Here is a 14581-nt window from a genome sequence, read left to right as displayed (position 1 = left end):
GACCCCATGACTGACGAAACCGCGCGTATGCCCTATCAACTGCCGTTTCCCAAGGACGCGCAGGATGAGATCGTCATTCCCAACGCCATGACCGAGGATGAGCGGCTCTGGGTGCCGCAAGCCGAGAATGTGTGGTTCCGTCCGCTCTGCCTCAACCGGTCTCAGGGCTACTGGATGAACCTTCTCAAGGTGCGCAAGGCCGGCGTTCTGTCACGCCATCGCCATCCTCAGCCTGTCCATGGCTTCGTGCTGAAAGGGCGCTGGCACTATCTGGAGCATGACTGGATCGCCGAAGAGGGAAGCTATGTGTTTGAGCCGCCCGGCGAGACACATACGCTGGTGGTTCCCGACGATGTCGAGGAGATGGTCACCTATTTTCAGGTCAATGGCGTCATGTGCTACGTGGATCCCTGGGGAAAGGTGACGGGATACGAGGACGTGTTCACCAAGATCGATCTCTGTCGCAAACACTTCGCCGAAGTGGGTTTGGGCGAAGACTATGTGGATCAGTTCATCCGCTGAGCAGCCAGTTAGGTGATCGCGCGCCGCGCTGTGCGTGTGCTGTGTTCACGCTCATAGCACCTGTCTCAATTGGCGGATGGCGACGCAGGGCCATGGCCCCGGCGGGATGGCTTTGCAAGGGCCGGCCCGGTCCCCCTAGAACGCAAAGTCGACCGGTGTGGGGCAGGGCACTTCAAAGAGCGGGTCTGACAAGCTCCCATCCTCCGGGTCGATCGCGAACACCACAATGGTGTTGGAGCCTTGATTGCCCACATAGAGGAACCGCCCCTCGGGGCAGATGTTCATGCCGCGGGGCCGTTCTCCGCACGTGGATGTCCAGCCGACGGGGCTCAGCCGCTGGAACGCGTCGTCGAAGGCAAAGACCGCAACCGAATTCATGCCCCGGTTCGTCACATAGACAAACCGTCCGCTCGGGTGCAGTCGGATTTCTGCCGTGGTGTTCCCCCCTGCAGGCACAAAACCCGGGTTCGTCGGATCAAAGCGGGGGCGACCGAACGGGCTCGCCGGGGGAAGGGCCGAGAGTGTTTGCCGCCAGATCGCACCGGGCTCCCGCTGCGCAGGTGGTGCGAACACATCAATCGTCGAGGACAGCTCGTTCAGCACGAGTACATAGCCGCTGACCGGATGCACGGTGAGGTGCCGTGGCCCCGTACCCCCGGCGGTCTGGATATAGGGCGTTGCATGGGGCACAAGCCGTCCCGCTTTGCGCTCGAGGGTCCACAAATACACGCGGTCCTGTCCAAGATCCGCGCCAAGGATCAATCCGAGGCCTGGGTCTTCGGCTATGAAATGTGGATGCGGCTGGCTCTGACGGGCCGTGTCCGGGCCGCTTCCGCGCGCGTCCTGCTGGTCCGACATGGGCGCGATATGGCCATCATCGGTTAGAGGAAAGACAACGAAGCCTCCGGAAGCATAGTTCGAGGCCAGCAAGTGCCCACCATCCTGCGTCACGCTCAGGTGACAGGGCCATGTTCCCCCAGAGGGTTGGCTGTTGAGTTTCGTCAGCGTTCCGGTGTCCGGATCCCGGTGAAAGGCCAGGACCTTGCCCGCGGGCGTTCCATCCGCGCCCGGCCCCATCTCGGAGACGGCGTAGAGCGCCTGACGCCCCGGCGAGAATGCGAGAAAGGACGGGTTCTCCGCCGGAACCGTTTGGGTCAGCTCAAGGCTCCCATCTTCGAACCGGTGAAACACATAGATGCCAAGGGCTTCACTGGCAAAGGGCTCACCGGGCGCCGTGTGCGGAGCCGTATAGGTGCCGACATACAAGGATCGGGGCCAGTTTGTGTCGTCGTTCATGTTACCGTGCCTGTGCTGCTCTGTGTTTGTCCGCGCCTCGAGACAGTTTTTGCAGAAGGCCGCCAAGTCTCTGTGAAGACTGCGCGAAAAGGATGAGAATAAGGATCGCCCCATAGAGAACCTGGCGCCAATAGGGAGGCATCTGAATGACCGCCAAGGTGCTTTGCAAGAGCGTCACGAGGAGGACCCCCACAAGCACGGCCAGAAGATGCCCGCTGCCACCGGTGATGCGCGTGCCCCCCAGAACGACCGCTGCAATGGCCGGCATGAGATAGGCGCTGCCCATGTCCTGAAACGCCTTTCCAGAGAAACCGGTGAGCAGGGCCGCACCAAACCCGTAGCAGAGGCCAGCAAAGACGAAGACACCCGTGATGACCAGCGGGGTTCGCACGCCCGAAAGATAGGCCGCGCCCTCCGAGAACCCGATCGCCTCGATCTCGCGCCCGATCTTGGATCTGCGGAGCAGAAAGGTCACCAGAAGGATCGCGGCCAGGACCACCAGAATGACATTGGGAAGGCCAGCGATTGATCGCTCCGCCCCGAGAAACACCATGGCGGCAGTCGCTTCGGATCGCGGCGCGAAGCCACCGGTCAAGAGCACCATCATACCCAGAAGAATGCTGTTCACGCCCAGGGTGAAGATGATCGACGGAATGCGAAGCAGCGCGACACCGAGCCCGTTGATCAGGCCGATCAGTGCCCCGACAAGAAGTGCGACGGGGATCGCCAGCGGCCCCCCGATCGAGGTGGAGACCATGGCGCAGGCCGTGATCGCCCAGGGCAGGGACAGGTCGATTTGCCCGATCTTGATGACCAGAAAGGCCCCCATAGCAAACATGGCCAGAAAGGCCGCGGATTGGAGCTGCAAGATCAGGAAGTCTGGCGACAGGAACGGGGGCTGCTCGCCACGTGCGAGCAGGACAATGCTGGAGAGAACCAGCAGCAGGCCCACAATCCCGCACCCTAACCAGACGGACCGCCAGATGTCATGGGTCTCGCGGGACCTGTCAGCCTGACCGAGGATGGAGATGCGATCCTTCGTGCGGAGCGCTTGGGCCGCACCGATCGAGATCGCCAGCAGCAGCACGATCCCCTCGAAGAGCGGTTGGATCAGCGGGCTCGCTTCGATCAGCCAGAACACCTTGTCGGTTACGCGCATGATCGACGCGAGCAGGCTGAGGACGTAGGCGCCGAACACGGCCCCTAAGACCCCGCCCACGCCACCGATGAGGGAGGTTCCACCGATGACAGCCGCCGCGAGCGAATTCAGGGTGTAGTAGCCCGCCTGAATGGGGTTCGCGTCTCCGGTCAGCGTGAGCGCGGCCAGGAAAATCCCACCAAAGGCTGCAAACAGTCCACCCAGCCCGTAGGCCATGACGCTGGCTCGCTGGACCGGAAGGCCCGAAACCAGCGCGGAATTGCGGTTCGACCCGACGGAGATGATCGCGCGCCCCAGGCGGCCGAATTTGACAGGCAGCCACACCAGCGCGATCAAACCCGCGATCAGGAGGGCCGCACTGGGCAGGTTTCCAAGGAAGGTTGCGCCGAGTGGCTCGGGCAGCCAGAGATCGGCCTCATAGGTGAACGCATCCGCGAGGCCGAAATGCACATCACCGCCGGGTTGCGGACGCAAGGCCAAGGCGGCGCCCGCATAGATCGCGCCCGTGGCCAAGGTGGCAATAACGGGCTGAACCCGGCCATAGACGACAATAAGGCCATTGATGAGGCCTGCGAGAAAGCCGGTGCCCATGCACAGGATCAGCCCCAAGCCCACCATTGCCGGAGAGCCGTCGAGCACATGGGACGCGACAGCGCGCACGAGAATGAGGATGGATCCGATAGACAGATCGATCCCCCCCGACAGCAGAACGATGGACTGACCGATCGCAGCAAAGGCGAGCGCCGCACCCTGATTGACGTTCGTTGTGATCGTCGCTGTGGCAAACCCCGACGGGTGCTGATGGGCGTAGATCCCGTAGGCACAAACGAGCAAAACGGCTGCAACGAGACCGGTCCCGAAGACACGCTTTGGCAGCGCAAAGAGAGCTTTCATGCGGGTGTCTCCTTCGTCGCCAGAGGTTCCTTGACTGCGTCGACTGCCTGCAGGGGCAGGTTGAACGCGGCATTCACCAGGTTGTTTTCTGTCAGCATTTCGCCCGAGAGCTCGTGGCTTACGCGGCCCTCATAGAAGACCAGCACCCGGTGGCAGCAATTCGCGAGCTCCTGATAGTCCGAGCTGTAGAGAAAGATCGTGCACCCCGCGGCGGCCAGTTCTTGCAGCAGAACAAAGATCTCTTGCTTGGTGCCAACATCGATACCGCGCGTGGGGTCGTCGAGCAGTAGGATATCGGGCGTCTCCAGCAGCCACTTGGCCAGCACCACCTTCTGCTGGTTGCCCCCCGACAGGGTGAAAGCAGGCTGGCGGGGTGAGGCGGCCTTGACCTTCAGCTTCGTCATGACGTCGGACAACCTGCTTTCATTGCGACCCGGTGCGCGCAGGACATCCGCGATGTAGCCCGCCTTGGACGCCAGAAGGATGTTGTCCCCAATGGACATTTGTTGCGCGAGGCCCAGCGATCCCCGGTCTTCGGGCACATAGGCCATGGTCGGTGTCCTCCGCACACGCTCAGCCGGTGTTGCGGTATTGGCATCCGTGCCCGCGAGCCTGAGGCTGCCTTCGGTCCCCTTCAACGCCCCGAAAAGCGCGAGCAGCAATTCGTGCTGCCCCTGACCATCCAGACCACCTATACCCACGATCTCACCGCGCCGCGCTGAGGCGCGGACGTCTTGCAAGACCCCGGCCCAGGATAGCTGATCAATCTCGACCAGCGTGTCATCGCCGTGCACGGACGAGAGCGGCGGGAAGGAGGCTTCGATACTCCGGCCCAGCATCATCTCGACAATCTCGCTGTCGCTCCGGGCATTGGCGTCAAAGCTCTCGACCTTGCGCCCGGAACGGAACACCGAGCATTCATCTGCCAGTTCGCGGATCTCGCCCATTCGATGCGAGACATAGAGGATCGCAAGGCCTTCATCTCGAAGCTGGCAGGCCAGGGACAGAATATGCCGTGTATCCGAATTGGTGAGTGCGGAGGTGGATTCGTCAAAGATCAGCAGCTTCGGATCCCGCGCGAGACCTTTCGCGATCTCAACAAGCTGACGCCGGGAGAGGGGCAGGTCGCGCACCATCGTGTTCGGGTTCAGGTCACTGGCGCCGACGCGTTCCAGAAGGCGGGCTACCTGCCGACGCTGCGCCCGGCGATTGATCAGACCAAAGCGCATGGGAGGATCTGCCAGCAGGATGTTGTCGGCCACGCTCAGGTCAGGCACCAGTGACATTTCCTGAAAGATACAGGAAACGCCTGCGCGCTGGGCCTGTACCGCATTGGCAAACGCGACCGGTGCGCCGTTGATCTCGATCCGCCCATGGGTAGGCGGTTGAACTCCGGCAATCGCCTTGAGGAGCGTCGACTTGCCCGCGCCATTCTCGCCAATGATCGCGTGTATGCGTCCTGCACGGATGTCGAGATCAACGCCGGAGAGCGCGCGCACGGGGCCATAATGGACCTCCAGGTCGCGCAGACGCATGAACGGTGCATCTCCCGTCATCTTGCCCCTCCCGTTCCTTGCAGAGCGAGGCGGATCGGCCTGGGCCAACCCGCTTCTGCTCGCTGGTTCTAGTTCACATCCTGCGTCATGATCTGCTCTGCCGTGAAGTTCACATTGCAGGGCGGAAACTCGTTCGGAGTGAAGAAGTTGTCGTCGAGATCAGACCAATAGTTCATGCCATCCTTCAGCTCGCCAGAATAGGCGACGGGCAGGGGGACAGACATGAGTTGCGGCAGGGCTTCGCCTTGAAGGGCCGCGATGGCGGCCTTCACAGCAATAGCCCCGAGGGCCGGCGAATAACCGACCGAGACAACTTCAAGTCCCTGATCGCTCAGTTCCGCAGCCATCTTGCGAAAGCCGTTCTCGGCTTCGGCGGCAATCGGAACCAGCGGGTGGCCTGCATCCATGATCGCGCGCAGGGCGCCTGTGCTGCCAGCCTGCACGGCGAAACCATCGAAGCTCCCATGGGTTGCAATGGCGTCCGCAACGACCTTTTGTGTGGTGCCATCATCCCAATTGCCGACAACCTCAACGACCTCGATCTCCGAATGCGGATCGAGGATCTTGCGGAGGCCGTCATGTCGGTCCAGATCCACCGAAATACCCGGCAGACCGCGCACCTCGAGGACCTTGCCGCTTGTGCCCATCTTGTCGATCAGGAATTCGCCCTGGATGCGGCCAAACTCATGGTTGTCCGAGCTGAGCTGCATCAGCTTGTCGGTGCCTAGCACGTTGTCGAATGTCATGACGATAGACTCAGCGCGTTCGCCCGCGCGGATTACGCGGTCGAAACCATCTGTGCTCATCGCATTGGCGATGACCGCGTCGTAGCCCTGGTTGATGAAATCTTCCATCGCGGCGATCTGCGCGGACACATCCGTGCCGGTTGAGATCACTTTCAGCTCATCGATATTGGCGGATATCTCGGGTGTTTCGGCGAATGCGAGCAGCGTTTTCAGCATCTGGATCCGCCATGTGTTGCCGGTAAAGCTGTTGACGACGGCGATCCGGTACGGCCCCTCGCGGCCCTCATGCACCCAGGTATCTGTCGTTTCGGCCCAGGGACGGAAACACTCGGCCTTGAAACTGGCATCTTCTGTCGGACTGCGCCAATCCGCGTGAGCGGCAGTTGCGCAGGTGCCAAGCAGGGCGACCAGGACCGCACCCTTCAATTTGCCTTTTAGTGTCACGATGATCTCCTCCTAAATCGATATGGCTGTTGGGCGTTCATTTCATGCTCACCGCTTTTTGGGGCGGCAGCGCAGGTTCAAACGCGCGCTGAGTTTCGAGCAGATAGTGAGAGAGCTGGTCGAGCCGTTCAGCGCCAAGCTGGCTCATATTGGCTTCGATATCCGATCGCAGGACGTGGATCAGATGCTCGATGCCGCGGGCGCCAAAGGCCGCAACGGCGTAGAGAAAGGCGCGCCCGAGCATCACGAAACTGGCGCCTTTTGCCAGCGCGCGCATCACATCCAAACCCCAGGCCACACCCGAGTCGTAGATCAATGGAACCTCGGGCCCCACGCCCGCCCGGATCAGGGGCAGTTGGTCGATCACCGCAGGTCCCGCTTCGAATTGTCGACCCGAATGGTTGGACACCCAGATGCAGTCCACGCCCTCGGACACCATGCGCGCAGCGTCATCCGGGCGCTGCACGCCCTTTACGACAAGCTTGCCATCCCATTCCTCGCGGAGTTCCCGAAGATAGGTCCAATCCGGAATGCCCCGGATCAATGCACCTGCATGGGTAAAGCTTTCGCGGCCGCGCTGCGGGACATAGTCGTCAAAAAACCGCATGCGCGGCATGACGCCTTCGCGCAGATGAGCGACACACCAGGTCGGGTGGCGCAGCATCTCGGCGATCGTCCGCAGGTCAAACTTGGGCGGGACCGTCAGGTTTGCGCGCCGTTGGCGTTCCCTTCGGCTTTCCTCGGGCACGTCGACGGTCATGACCAAGGTGTGAAAGCCAGCCGCCTTGATCCGAGGTAGCATTTTGCGACGCAGCTCGCCTGAATTCACCGGATAATGCTGAAACCAGCCATTTTGACCGATATGGGGGGCGATGTCCTCGGGCGAAGCGACGGCGACGCTTGAGAGGCAATAGGGGATATTCGCGGCGACGGAAGCTTTTGCGAGCATACGTTCCGCGCCGGCCCAGATGAGCCCTGACATGCCCACGGGCGCCATGCCAAAGGGCAGGTCATAGCGTTCCCCCATGAGCTCGCAGGACAGATCTGCGGTCGTCCGGCCACATAGCACGCTTGGCATGAAGCCGATCGCGTCGAGCGCGTCGCGGTTGATCTTGAGACCCAGCTCGCGCCCGGTCGCACTGTCGAGATACTCAAACGCGAATTTCGGAATCCGGCGCCGCGCGGTGCGGCGCAGGTCCTCGCACGAGGGGTGGGAGAGGTCGAGGCTCATGGCGTTCCCGCCGCCGCGCCGCGCATGAGCTCAAGAACGGCGCCTTTGGCCCGCGATCCGAGTGCTGTCATGTTGTCCTCCCGGGGAGATCGAATGCTTTTGCGACCTCTCATTGCGATCTAACATATCAGATATTGTATAGACTTCAACCCGGTTTGTGATAGTGTGGGGGTGCCGCGATAACCGAGGACGCCATGGCTCAAGTTACACAGATCAAACGTCCGGATTCCCTGAGCAAATCAGCAGAGGACTTTATCCGTGACCAGATTGTCCGGGGGCGTTTCCAACTCGGAGAAGCCTTGCAGGAGGCCAAGCTGTCATCGGAGCTCGGCATCAGCAAAACGCCTATTCGCGAAGCGTTGGCCGCCTTGAATCTCCAAGGCCTTGTGCAAATCATTCCGCAACGGGGGGCGTTTGTGTTCACGCTCTCGGAGCAGGATGTGGTGCAGTTGTGCCAGTATAGGACGATCCTGGAGCATGCCGCCCTCGACCTCGCGCTGGAGAGGGACGCGGACCAGTTGCTGAGCACACTCGACACAGTCCTCGCAGCCATGGTTGAGGCTCGGCGCGAAGACGACTTCCAGCTCTATCTCGATCTGGATGCCGATTTCCACGATGCATTCTTTCTGCTCTGCGAGAACAACTACCTGGCCGAAGGATACAAGAAAGTGGGCGACATCGTTCGCACCATCCGAATGCATCTTTCCCGTCGCCCGCATAGAACCGACAAGTCATTTGCCGAGCACGAGAGCATTGTTCAGTCCTTGAAGTTGGGCCGCGTCAGCGCCGCCAAGAAAGTTCTCCGCACACAGATCATGCGGGGCGAACGGGCTTACTCAGACTTGTCGGGGGGCGCGCAAGTATAACCCTGCGAGTTCGGAGCAACTCGCGCGAAGACAGGACGTAGGGGCAAAAGGATGGCACCGAGCGTCTCGAGACCAGAGTGCGCTCCAAGCATAAGGCGCACCTCGGTTCAGTTGCCGGCGGAGTTTGGGCCTTGAGCTAGTCCAGCGAGGCTGTCGATTGGGACGACAGCACCCTGCGACAGTGTCATTCGAGGGACAGTCACCTCTTTGCTTGCAGTCCTGGCAAATCGGAATGCGTGGGCGTTTTCGATTTTTCCGATGCTGGAACGGAGTTGAATTGGCATTGCGAGCAGCCGGCATCAAATGAACCGCTACCAAGCCATGATGGAGAGACACCGTTGCTGCTTTCAACAAGAAAGGAGCGCAGCAGTGCAGACATTGTTCGAACTGAGAGCAGCTCAGATGTTTCTGGGAAATCAAGCGGAAGGGGGCTCTTTCGTACCAGTTGGAGTCTTCTGCCCTCAAGGCGAACGGCGCAGTGGCTTCGCGTTGGCGTCTTTTTAGATGCTCACGCGGCGCTCAAAGGTTGCCTGGGCATCGAAAAATGCCGCTGATCCGAGATAACTTATCGGTCGATGTGCCCCTGTAGGGCGCCGTCGCGGCGTGGTGTGAAGTGGGATGCGCGAAGAGAGCGCCATAATCTATTGCAGTAGAAAGAGTAAGTAGTCGCGATTCCATCGTGGCCGGTCTCTCCGCCATCGCCCCCGAGCTTCAATTCTTGTTACCAGCCTGTTGTTCTGCGGCGCCCCGCGCGGCTTGCCACTTGCGCCTGTGTGAGGGCTCGGCGCAGCATGTGCGCTCCGACAGAGGAGCGTTGCGTGAGCCGTCTGCCCGTCTTCAAAGCCTATGACATCCGGGGAGCGGTGGGCCCTGACCTGTCCGAAGGGTTCGCCTTCGCTCTGGGTCGTGCCATTGCGACGGAGCTTGGCGCCCAGCGGGTGGTGATCGGGCGCGATGCGCGGGCTTCGTCACCCGTCCTCTCTGCAGCGTTGGCACGGGGGCTTCAGGGCAGCGGGGTCGAGGTGCTCGATCTCGGGCTGTGCGGCACGGAGGAGGTCTATTTCGCCACGGATCACTGCCGGGCCCAGGGCGGGGTGATGGTCACGGCCTCCCATAATCCGATCACCGATAATGGGTTCAAACTAGTGGGGCCGGGGGCCACACCACTCCCTGATGCGCAGTTTCGCGCCATCGAGACACGGGTGGCCGCAGGACCCGCGCGCGCCAGTAGTGCGCCGGGGCCCTATCGGGAGCTGTCCTGCCGCGACGCGTATGTGGAGCGAGTGCTGTCCTTTGTCGACCCTAGTGCTATGGCGCCGATGCACCTCTTTGCCAATGCCGGGCATGGGGCGGCGGGGCCAACCTTCGACGCTGTGGTTGAGCGGCTGCAGGGGCAGGGCGCGCCGCTGACGGTCACCCGGGCCTTTCACGCGCCGGATCCAAGCTTCCCCGTAGGGATCCCGAACCCGATGCTGCCCGAGAACCAGCCGCTGACCAGGGATGGGACGCGGGCGGCGGGGGCGGATCTGGGCGTGGCCTGGGATGGGGATTTCGACCGGTGTTTCTTCTTTGATCATCAGGGCGCGTTCGTGCCGGGTGAATATGTGGTGGCGGCCCTGGCTCAGGCGCTGGTTGCGCGGGCGCCGGGCAGTCGGATCGTGCATGACGCCCGGGTGGCCTGGAACACGCAGCGGGTCGTGCGCGCCGCCGGGGGGCTGCCGGTGATGGGCCAGACCGGTCATGCCCTGATGAAGACGCGGATGCGCGCGGAGGGCGCGATCTATGGCGGGGAGCTGTCGGCCCATCACTATTTCCGTGACTTCATGTATTGCGACAGCGGCATGATCCCCTGGCTCTTGATGCTGGCCCAGATCTCGACCACCGGGCGGAGCCTGCAAGAGAGCTTTGCCGAAATGCGAGCGCTCCATCCCTCGTCGGGCGAGATCAACTTCCGGGTCGCGGATCCGGAGAAGGCGGTGGCGGCGGTTCTGGCGGATCTGGCGCCTGAAGCGACGGAGATCGACCATACGGATGGTCTGAGCCTGAGCTTTGCGGATTGGCGGGCCAATCTGCGCAACTCCAATACCGAGGCGCTCTTGCGGCTCAACGTGGAGGCGCGGGGGGAACCGGATCTCGTGGCCGAAGGGGTGGCGCGGATCACCGCGCTGTTGCGCCCCTTTGCCGACGCCTGAGCGCGGCTCAGTAGACCGGAGGCGAGACGATCCAGATCACGGTGGCGGGCGCGTCATTCGGGTTGCGCCATCGATAGACATCATCGGAGAACTGAAAGCTGTCGCCGGTTGCCAGGGTAAACCACGCGCCGTTCAGTTCCAGATCGATCTGCCCGTCGATCACCACGCCGCCATCCTCGCGCCCCCGCGTGCTGACCTGGGTTTCGCTCTCGGAATGGGCGGAGAAGGTCGAGTGGATCATCTCGAAATTGCCGTTGAGATTGGGGGAGAGCAGCCGTTCGCGCAGACCGCTTTCCTCCGACCCGATCGGCTCGGCGGAGGCGCCGCGCACGATCAGCCCGCGCTCGGCCTCCGATTGTGAGGCAGAGCGGAAGAAAAAGCTGATCGGCACCTCGAATTGCGCCGCCAGCGCCGAGAGATCCTGGATCGACGGATCCGTCTTGCCCCGCTCCACCTGGCTCAGCCAGCCCACCGAGCGCCCGACCTCGGAGCAGAGCGCCTGCAGGGTCCAGTTCCGGGATTTCCGCAGGGCGCGAATGTCTTCTCCGATATGCGGTGTCATGGGCGAGGACCGGTTCCGTTTCTGGATGAAATTTAGGCTGGTGCGGGCTCTCTACCGCAGCTTCGGTGAAGGAATCCAGATTTTTCCGCCTCGATGTGAAAAAATGATTTGAAATTTCATTTCGGTCTGTGGCAACGAATGCGCAAGCTTCGGGCATTTGCACGGCAGAGCGTCATGCAGAGCAACCCGACACTCGATTGGGAGATCGCACCCGTGCAGACCGCACCCCTCTTCAGGCCAGTAACGCAGGCGCGCCGCCCCGCTACCCCGGTGACCCAGGGCCGGGCTGTGCCGCAGCCGCGTGGCCGGGGGCTGCTTGGTCGCAGCACCGTCTCCCCCCTTCGGACTTCCCATCGGCCCAAGACCCCAGCCTGCGCGGCGGGGCTTTTGTAAACAGGATTGCTGCTGTCATGACCCAATTACCTACTTCGGCGCGCGTCGTTATCATTGGTGGGGGTGTGTCCGGGTGTTCGGTCGCCTATCACCTGGCCAAGCTCGGCTGGAAGGACATTGTCCTGCTGGAGCGCAAGCAGCTGACCTGCGGCACCACCTGGCACGCGGCGGGCCTGATCGGGCAGCTCCGGGCGAGCCAGAACCTCACACGGTTGGCGAAGTATTCCACGGATCTCTACGGCAAGCTCGAGGCGGAAACCGGCGTCTCCACGGGTTTCCGCGAGACCGGATCCATCACCGTGGCCCTGACCGAGCACCGCAAGGAAGAGATCCTGCGTCAGGCGGGCATGGCCCGGGTCTATGGGGTCGAGGTTGAAGAACTGTCGCCGACCGAGGTGCTCGAGCGCTATCCGCATCTGAACATCGAGGGCGTGACCGCGGGCGTGTATCTTCCCCATGACGGTCAATCCGATCCGGGCAATGTGGCCCTGTCGCTGGCCAAGGGCGCGCGCAATCTCGGTGCCAAGATCGTCGAAGGCGTCAAGGTCACCGCTGTGACCCAGGCCAAGGGCCGGGTGACGGGCGTGAGCTGGGCGCAGGGCGAAGAGCAGGGCCATATTGCCGCCGATATGGTGGTGAACTGCGCGGGCATGTGGGCCCGCGAGCTGGGCAAGATGTCCGGCGTCAATGTCCCGCTCCACGCCTGTGAGCACTTCTACATCGTCACTGAGGGCATTAAGGATCTCAAGCCGCAGCCTGTGCTGCGGGTGCCTGATGAATGCGCCTATTATAAGGAAGACGCGGGCAAGATCCTGCTCGGCGCCTTTGAGCCCAAGGCCAAGCCCTGGGGGATGAACGGCATCTCCGAGGATTTCTGCTTTGACCAGTTGCCCGAGGATTTCGATCATTTCGAGCCGATCCTCGAGGCGGCGGTGAACCGTCTGCCCATGCTGGCCGAGGCGGGGATCCACACCTTCTTCAACGGGCCCGAGAGCTTCACCCCCGATGACCGCTACTATCTCGGCGAAGCGCCGGAGCTGGGCGGCTATTGGGTCGCGGCGGGGTATAACTCCATCGGGATCGTCTCGTCTGGCGGGGCGGGTATGGCTCTGGCCCAGTGGATGAACGATGGCGAGCCGCCCTTTGACCTCTGGGACGTGGATATCCGCCGCGCGCAGCCTTTCCAGGGCAACCGCCACTACCTGCAGGAGCGGGTCTCCGAAAGCCTCGGCTGGCTCTTTGCCGACCACTATCCGTTCCGCCAGCCGGAGACCGCCCGGGGCATCCGCCGCTCGCCCCTGCATGAGCATCTCAAGGCCAAGGGCGCTGTCTTCGGCGAGACCGCGGGCTGGGAACGCGCGAACTGGTTCGCCAATGAAGGCCAGGAGCGCGACTACAAGTACGACTGGGCCGGTCAGAACTGGTTCGAGAACCGCGCGGCCGAGCATATGGCGATCCGCGAAGGCGTCGGCATGCTCGACATGTCCTCCTTCGGCAAGATCCGGGTCGAGGGGCGCGATGCCTGCGCCTTCCTGCAGAAGATGTGCGGCGCGCAGATGGACGTGCCCCAAGGCAAGATCGTCTATACCCAGATGCTCAACCAGCGGGGCGGGATCGAATGCGACCTGACCGTCACGCGCCTCTCGGAGACCGCCTATTTCCTCGTGGTTCCGGCGGCCACGGTGCATCGCGATCTGGCCTGGCTGCGGCGCCATGTGGGCGACCATTTCGTGGTCATCAGCGATGTCACCAGCTCCGAGGCGGTGCTGCCGCTCATGGGGCCCAAGGCGCGCGATGTGCTGATGGCCTGCTCGCCCAATGACTTCTCGAACGACCACCACCCCTTCGGCATGGCCCGCGAGATCGAGATCGGTCTGGGTCTCGCCCGGGCGCACCGGGTGACCTATGTGGGCGAGCTTGGCTGGGAGATCTACATCTCCACGGACATGGCCGCCCATGTCTGGGAAACCCTGGTGGAGGCAGGGGCCGATCACGGGCTCAAGCTCTGCGGGCTGCATGCGATGGATACGCTGCGGCTTGAGAAAGCCTTCCGCCATTATGGGCACGACATCACCGATGAGGATCATGTGCTCGAGGCTGGTCTGGGCTTCGCGGTCAAGACGGACCTGCCCGGCAAGGAGGACTTCCTGGGTCGCGAGGCGGTGCTGCGCAAGCGCGAGACCGGGCTTGAGCGGCGTCTCATGCAGTTCAAGCTCGAGGATCCGAGCGCCCATCTGCACCATAACGAGCCGCTGATCCGGGACGGCAAGATCGTGAGCTACCTGACCTCCGGCGGCTATGGCCACAAGCTGGGCGGGGCGATCGGTCTGGGCTACGTGCCTTGCGCCCATGAGCGTGAGACAGCGGCCGAGATGAAGGCCGGCACCTATGAAATCGAGATCGCCGGGCGGCGCTATGCGGCGCAGGCAAGCCTCGCGCCCATGTATGACCCGAAATCGGAGCGCACCAAGGCCTGATCGGGTCAGCGCGGGATCTGAACCGAGACAGCCGGGCCCTGTGCCCGGCTTTTATTCGCCCAGGATGGCTGCGGCAGTGCTGGTGAATACGCATTCATTAAGGCACTTGAATACGCATTCACGCAGGTCTAAGGTTTCGTCAACGCAGCCGTCGCCGGGCGGCGAGTCGTCATGCAAGAGCCGGGGCAGGACTCGTAACTCCCGTTGAGGCGGGCAGGGTTTCCAGACCGGAATGTGTGCTCT

The 14581-nt window shown here is 62.4% G+C and carries 10 protein-coding genes; 4 read left to right on the top strand and 6 right to left on the bottom strand.

Annotation, left to right across the window (positions count from 1 at the left end; genetic code table 11):
- Positions 1-6: 6 nt before the first annotated feature.
- The gene (locus ACP153_RS14060) at positions 7-522 is read left to right on the top strand and encodes a 2,4'-dihydroxyacetophenone dioxygenase family protein (RefSeq protein ID WP_424971637.1); all 516 of its coding nucleotides are present in this window, start codon (positions 7-9) and stop codon (positions 520-522) included.
- 135 nt (positions 523-657) lie between these two features.
- On the opposite strand, the gene ACP153_RS14055 is transcribed toward ACP153_RS14060, so the two are convergent.
- The 5 genes from ACP153_RS14055 to ACP153_RS14035 all read right to left on the bottom strand — a co-directional run bounded on the left by ACP153_RS14055 (position 658) and on the right by ACP153_RS14035 (position 7848).
- On the bottom strand, positions 658-1818 hold the full coding sequence (locus tag ACP153_RS14055; RefSeq protein ID WP_424971636.1) for a lactonase family protein: 1161 nt from the start codon (positions 1816-1818) through the stop codon (positions 658-660).
- Position 1819: 1 nt separating this feature from the next.
- Positions 1820-3871 (bottom strand): ABC transporter permease, encoded by a 2052-nt coding sequence (locus ACP153_RS14050; RefSeq protein ID WP_424971635.1) that lies wholly within the window; start codon positions 3869-3871, stop codon positions 1820-1822.
- The gene (locus ACP153_RS14045; protein ID WP_424971634.1) at positions 3868-5427 is read right to left on the bottom strand and encodes a sugar ABC transporter ATP-binding protein; all 1560 of its coding nucleotides are present in this window, start codon (positions 5425-5427) and stop codon (positions 3868-3870) included. The genes ACP153_RS14050 and ACP153_RS14045 overlap by 4 nt, the downstream gene beginning before the upstream one ends.
- A 68-nt stretch (positions 5428-5495) precedes the next feature.
- On the bottom strand, positions 5496-6617 hold the full coding sequence (locus ACP153_RS14040) for a sugar ABC transporter substrate-binding protein (RefSeq protein WP_424971633.1): 1122 nt from the start codon (positions 6615-6617) through the stop codon (positions 5496-5498).
- A 37-nt stretch (positions 6618-6654) separates the two neighbouring features.
- Positions 6655-7848, bottom strand: a complete 1194-nt coding sequence (locus ACP153_RS14035; protein WP_424971632.1) for an alpha-hydroxy acid oxidase — start codon at positions 7846-7848, stop codon at positions 6655-6657.
- Positions 7849-8042: 194 nt separating this feature from the next.
- On the opposite strand from ACP153_RS14035, the gene ACP153_RS14030 reads away from it, so the two are divergent.
- Positions 8043-8714, top strand: coding sequence for a GntR family transcriptional regulator (locus ACP153_RS14030; RefSeq protein ID WP_424971631.1), 672 nt, complete (start codon positions 8043-8045; stop codon positions 8712-8714).
- Between the two features lie 818 nt (positions 8715-9532).
- Positions 9533-10906 carry a phosphomannomutase gene (locus ACP153_RS14025; protein ID WP_424971630.1) on the top strand — a complete coding sequence of 458 codons (1374 nt, stop codon included), beginning with the start codon at positions 9533-9535 and terminating at the stop codon, positions 10904-10906.
- Between the two features lie 7 nt (positions 10907-10913).
- Here the strand turns inward: ACP153_RS14025 and ACP153_RS14020 are convergent, their stop codons facing one another.
- Entirely contained in the window at positions 10914-11468 is a 555-nt protein-coding gene (locus ACP153_RS14020; RefSeq protein WP_424971629.1) for a helix-turn-helix domain-containing protein, read from the bottom strand.
- Between the two features lie 410 nt (positions 11469-11878).
- Between ACP153_RS14020 and ACP153_RS14015 the strand changes: the two genes are divergently transcribed.
- On the top strand, positions 11879-14338 hold the full coding sequence (locus tag ACP153_RS14015) for a GcvT family protein (RefSeq protein WP_424971628.1): 2460 nt from the start codon (positions 11879-11881) through the stop codon (positions 14336-14338).
- The last annotated feature ends 243 nt before the right edge of the window (positions 14339-14581 follow it).

The sequence above is a fragment of the Dinoroseobacter sp. S76 genome, from assembly GCF_049801095.1.
In the GTDB taxonomy this organism is placed as follows: domain Bacteria; phylum Pseudomonadota; class Alphaproteobacteria; order Rhodobacterales; family Rhodobacteraceae; genus Dinoroseobacter.
This window is presented reverse-complemented; position numbering and strand designations above follow the sequence as displayed.

Excerpts from the sequence above, each read along its gene's own strand:
- ACP153_RS14055 (WP_424971636.1), bottom strand. The coding sequence starts at position 1,818 with ATGAACGACGACACAAACTGGCCCCGATCCTTGTATGTCGGCACCTAT.
- ACP153_RS14035 (WP_424971632.1), bottom strand. The coding sequence starts at position 7,848 with ATGAGCCTCGACCTCTCCCACCCCTCGTGCGAGGACCTGCGCCGCACC.
- ACP153_RS14060 (WP_424971637.1), top strand. The coding sequence starts at position 7 with ATGACTGACGAAACCGCGCGTATGCCCTATCAACTGCCGTTTCCCAAG.
- ACP153_RS14020 (WP_424971629.1), bottom strand. The coding sequence starts at position 11,468 with ATGACACCGCATATCGGAGAAGACATTCGCGCCCTGCGGAAATCCCGG.
- ACP153_RS14015 (WP_424971628.1), top strand. The coding sequence starts at position 11,879 with ATGACCCAATTACCTACTTCGGCGCGCGTCGTTATCATTGGTGGGGGT.
- ACP153_RS14050 (WP_424971635.1), bottom strand. The coding sequence starts at position 3,871 with ATGAAAGCTCTCTTTGCGCTGCCAAAGCGTGTCTTCGGGACCGGTCTC.
- ACP153_RS14030 (WP_424971631.1), top strand. The coding sequence starts at position 8,043 with ATGGCTCAAGTTACACAGATCAAACGTCCGGATTCCCTGAGCAAATCA.
- ACP153_RS14045 (WP_424971634.1), bottom strand. The coding sequence starts at position 5,427 with ATGACGGGAGATGCACCGTTCATGCGTCTGCGCGACCTGGAGGTCCAT.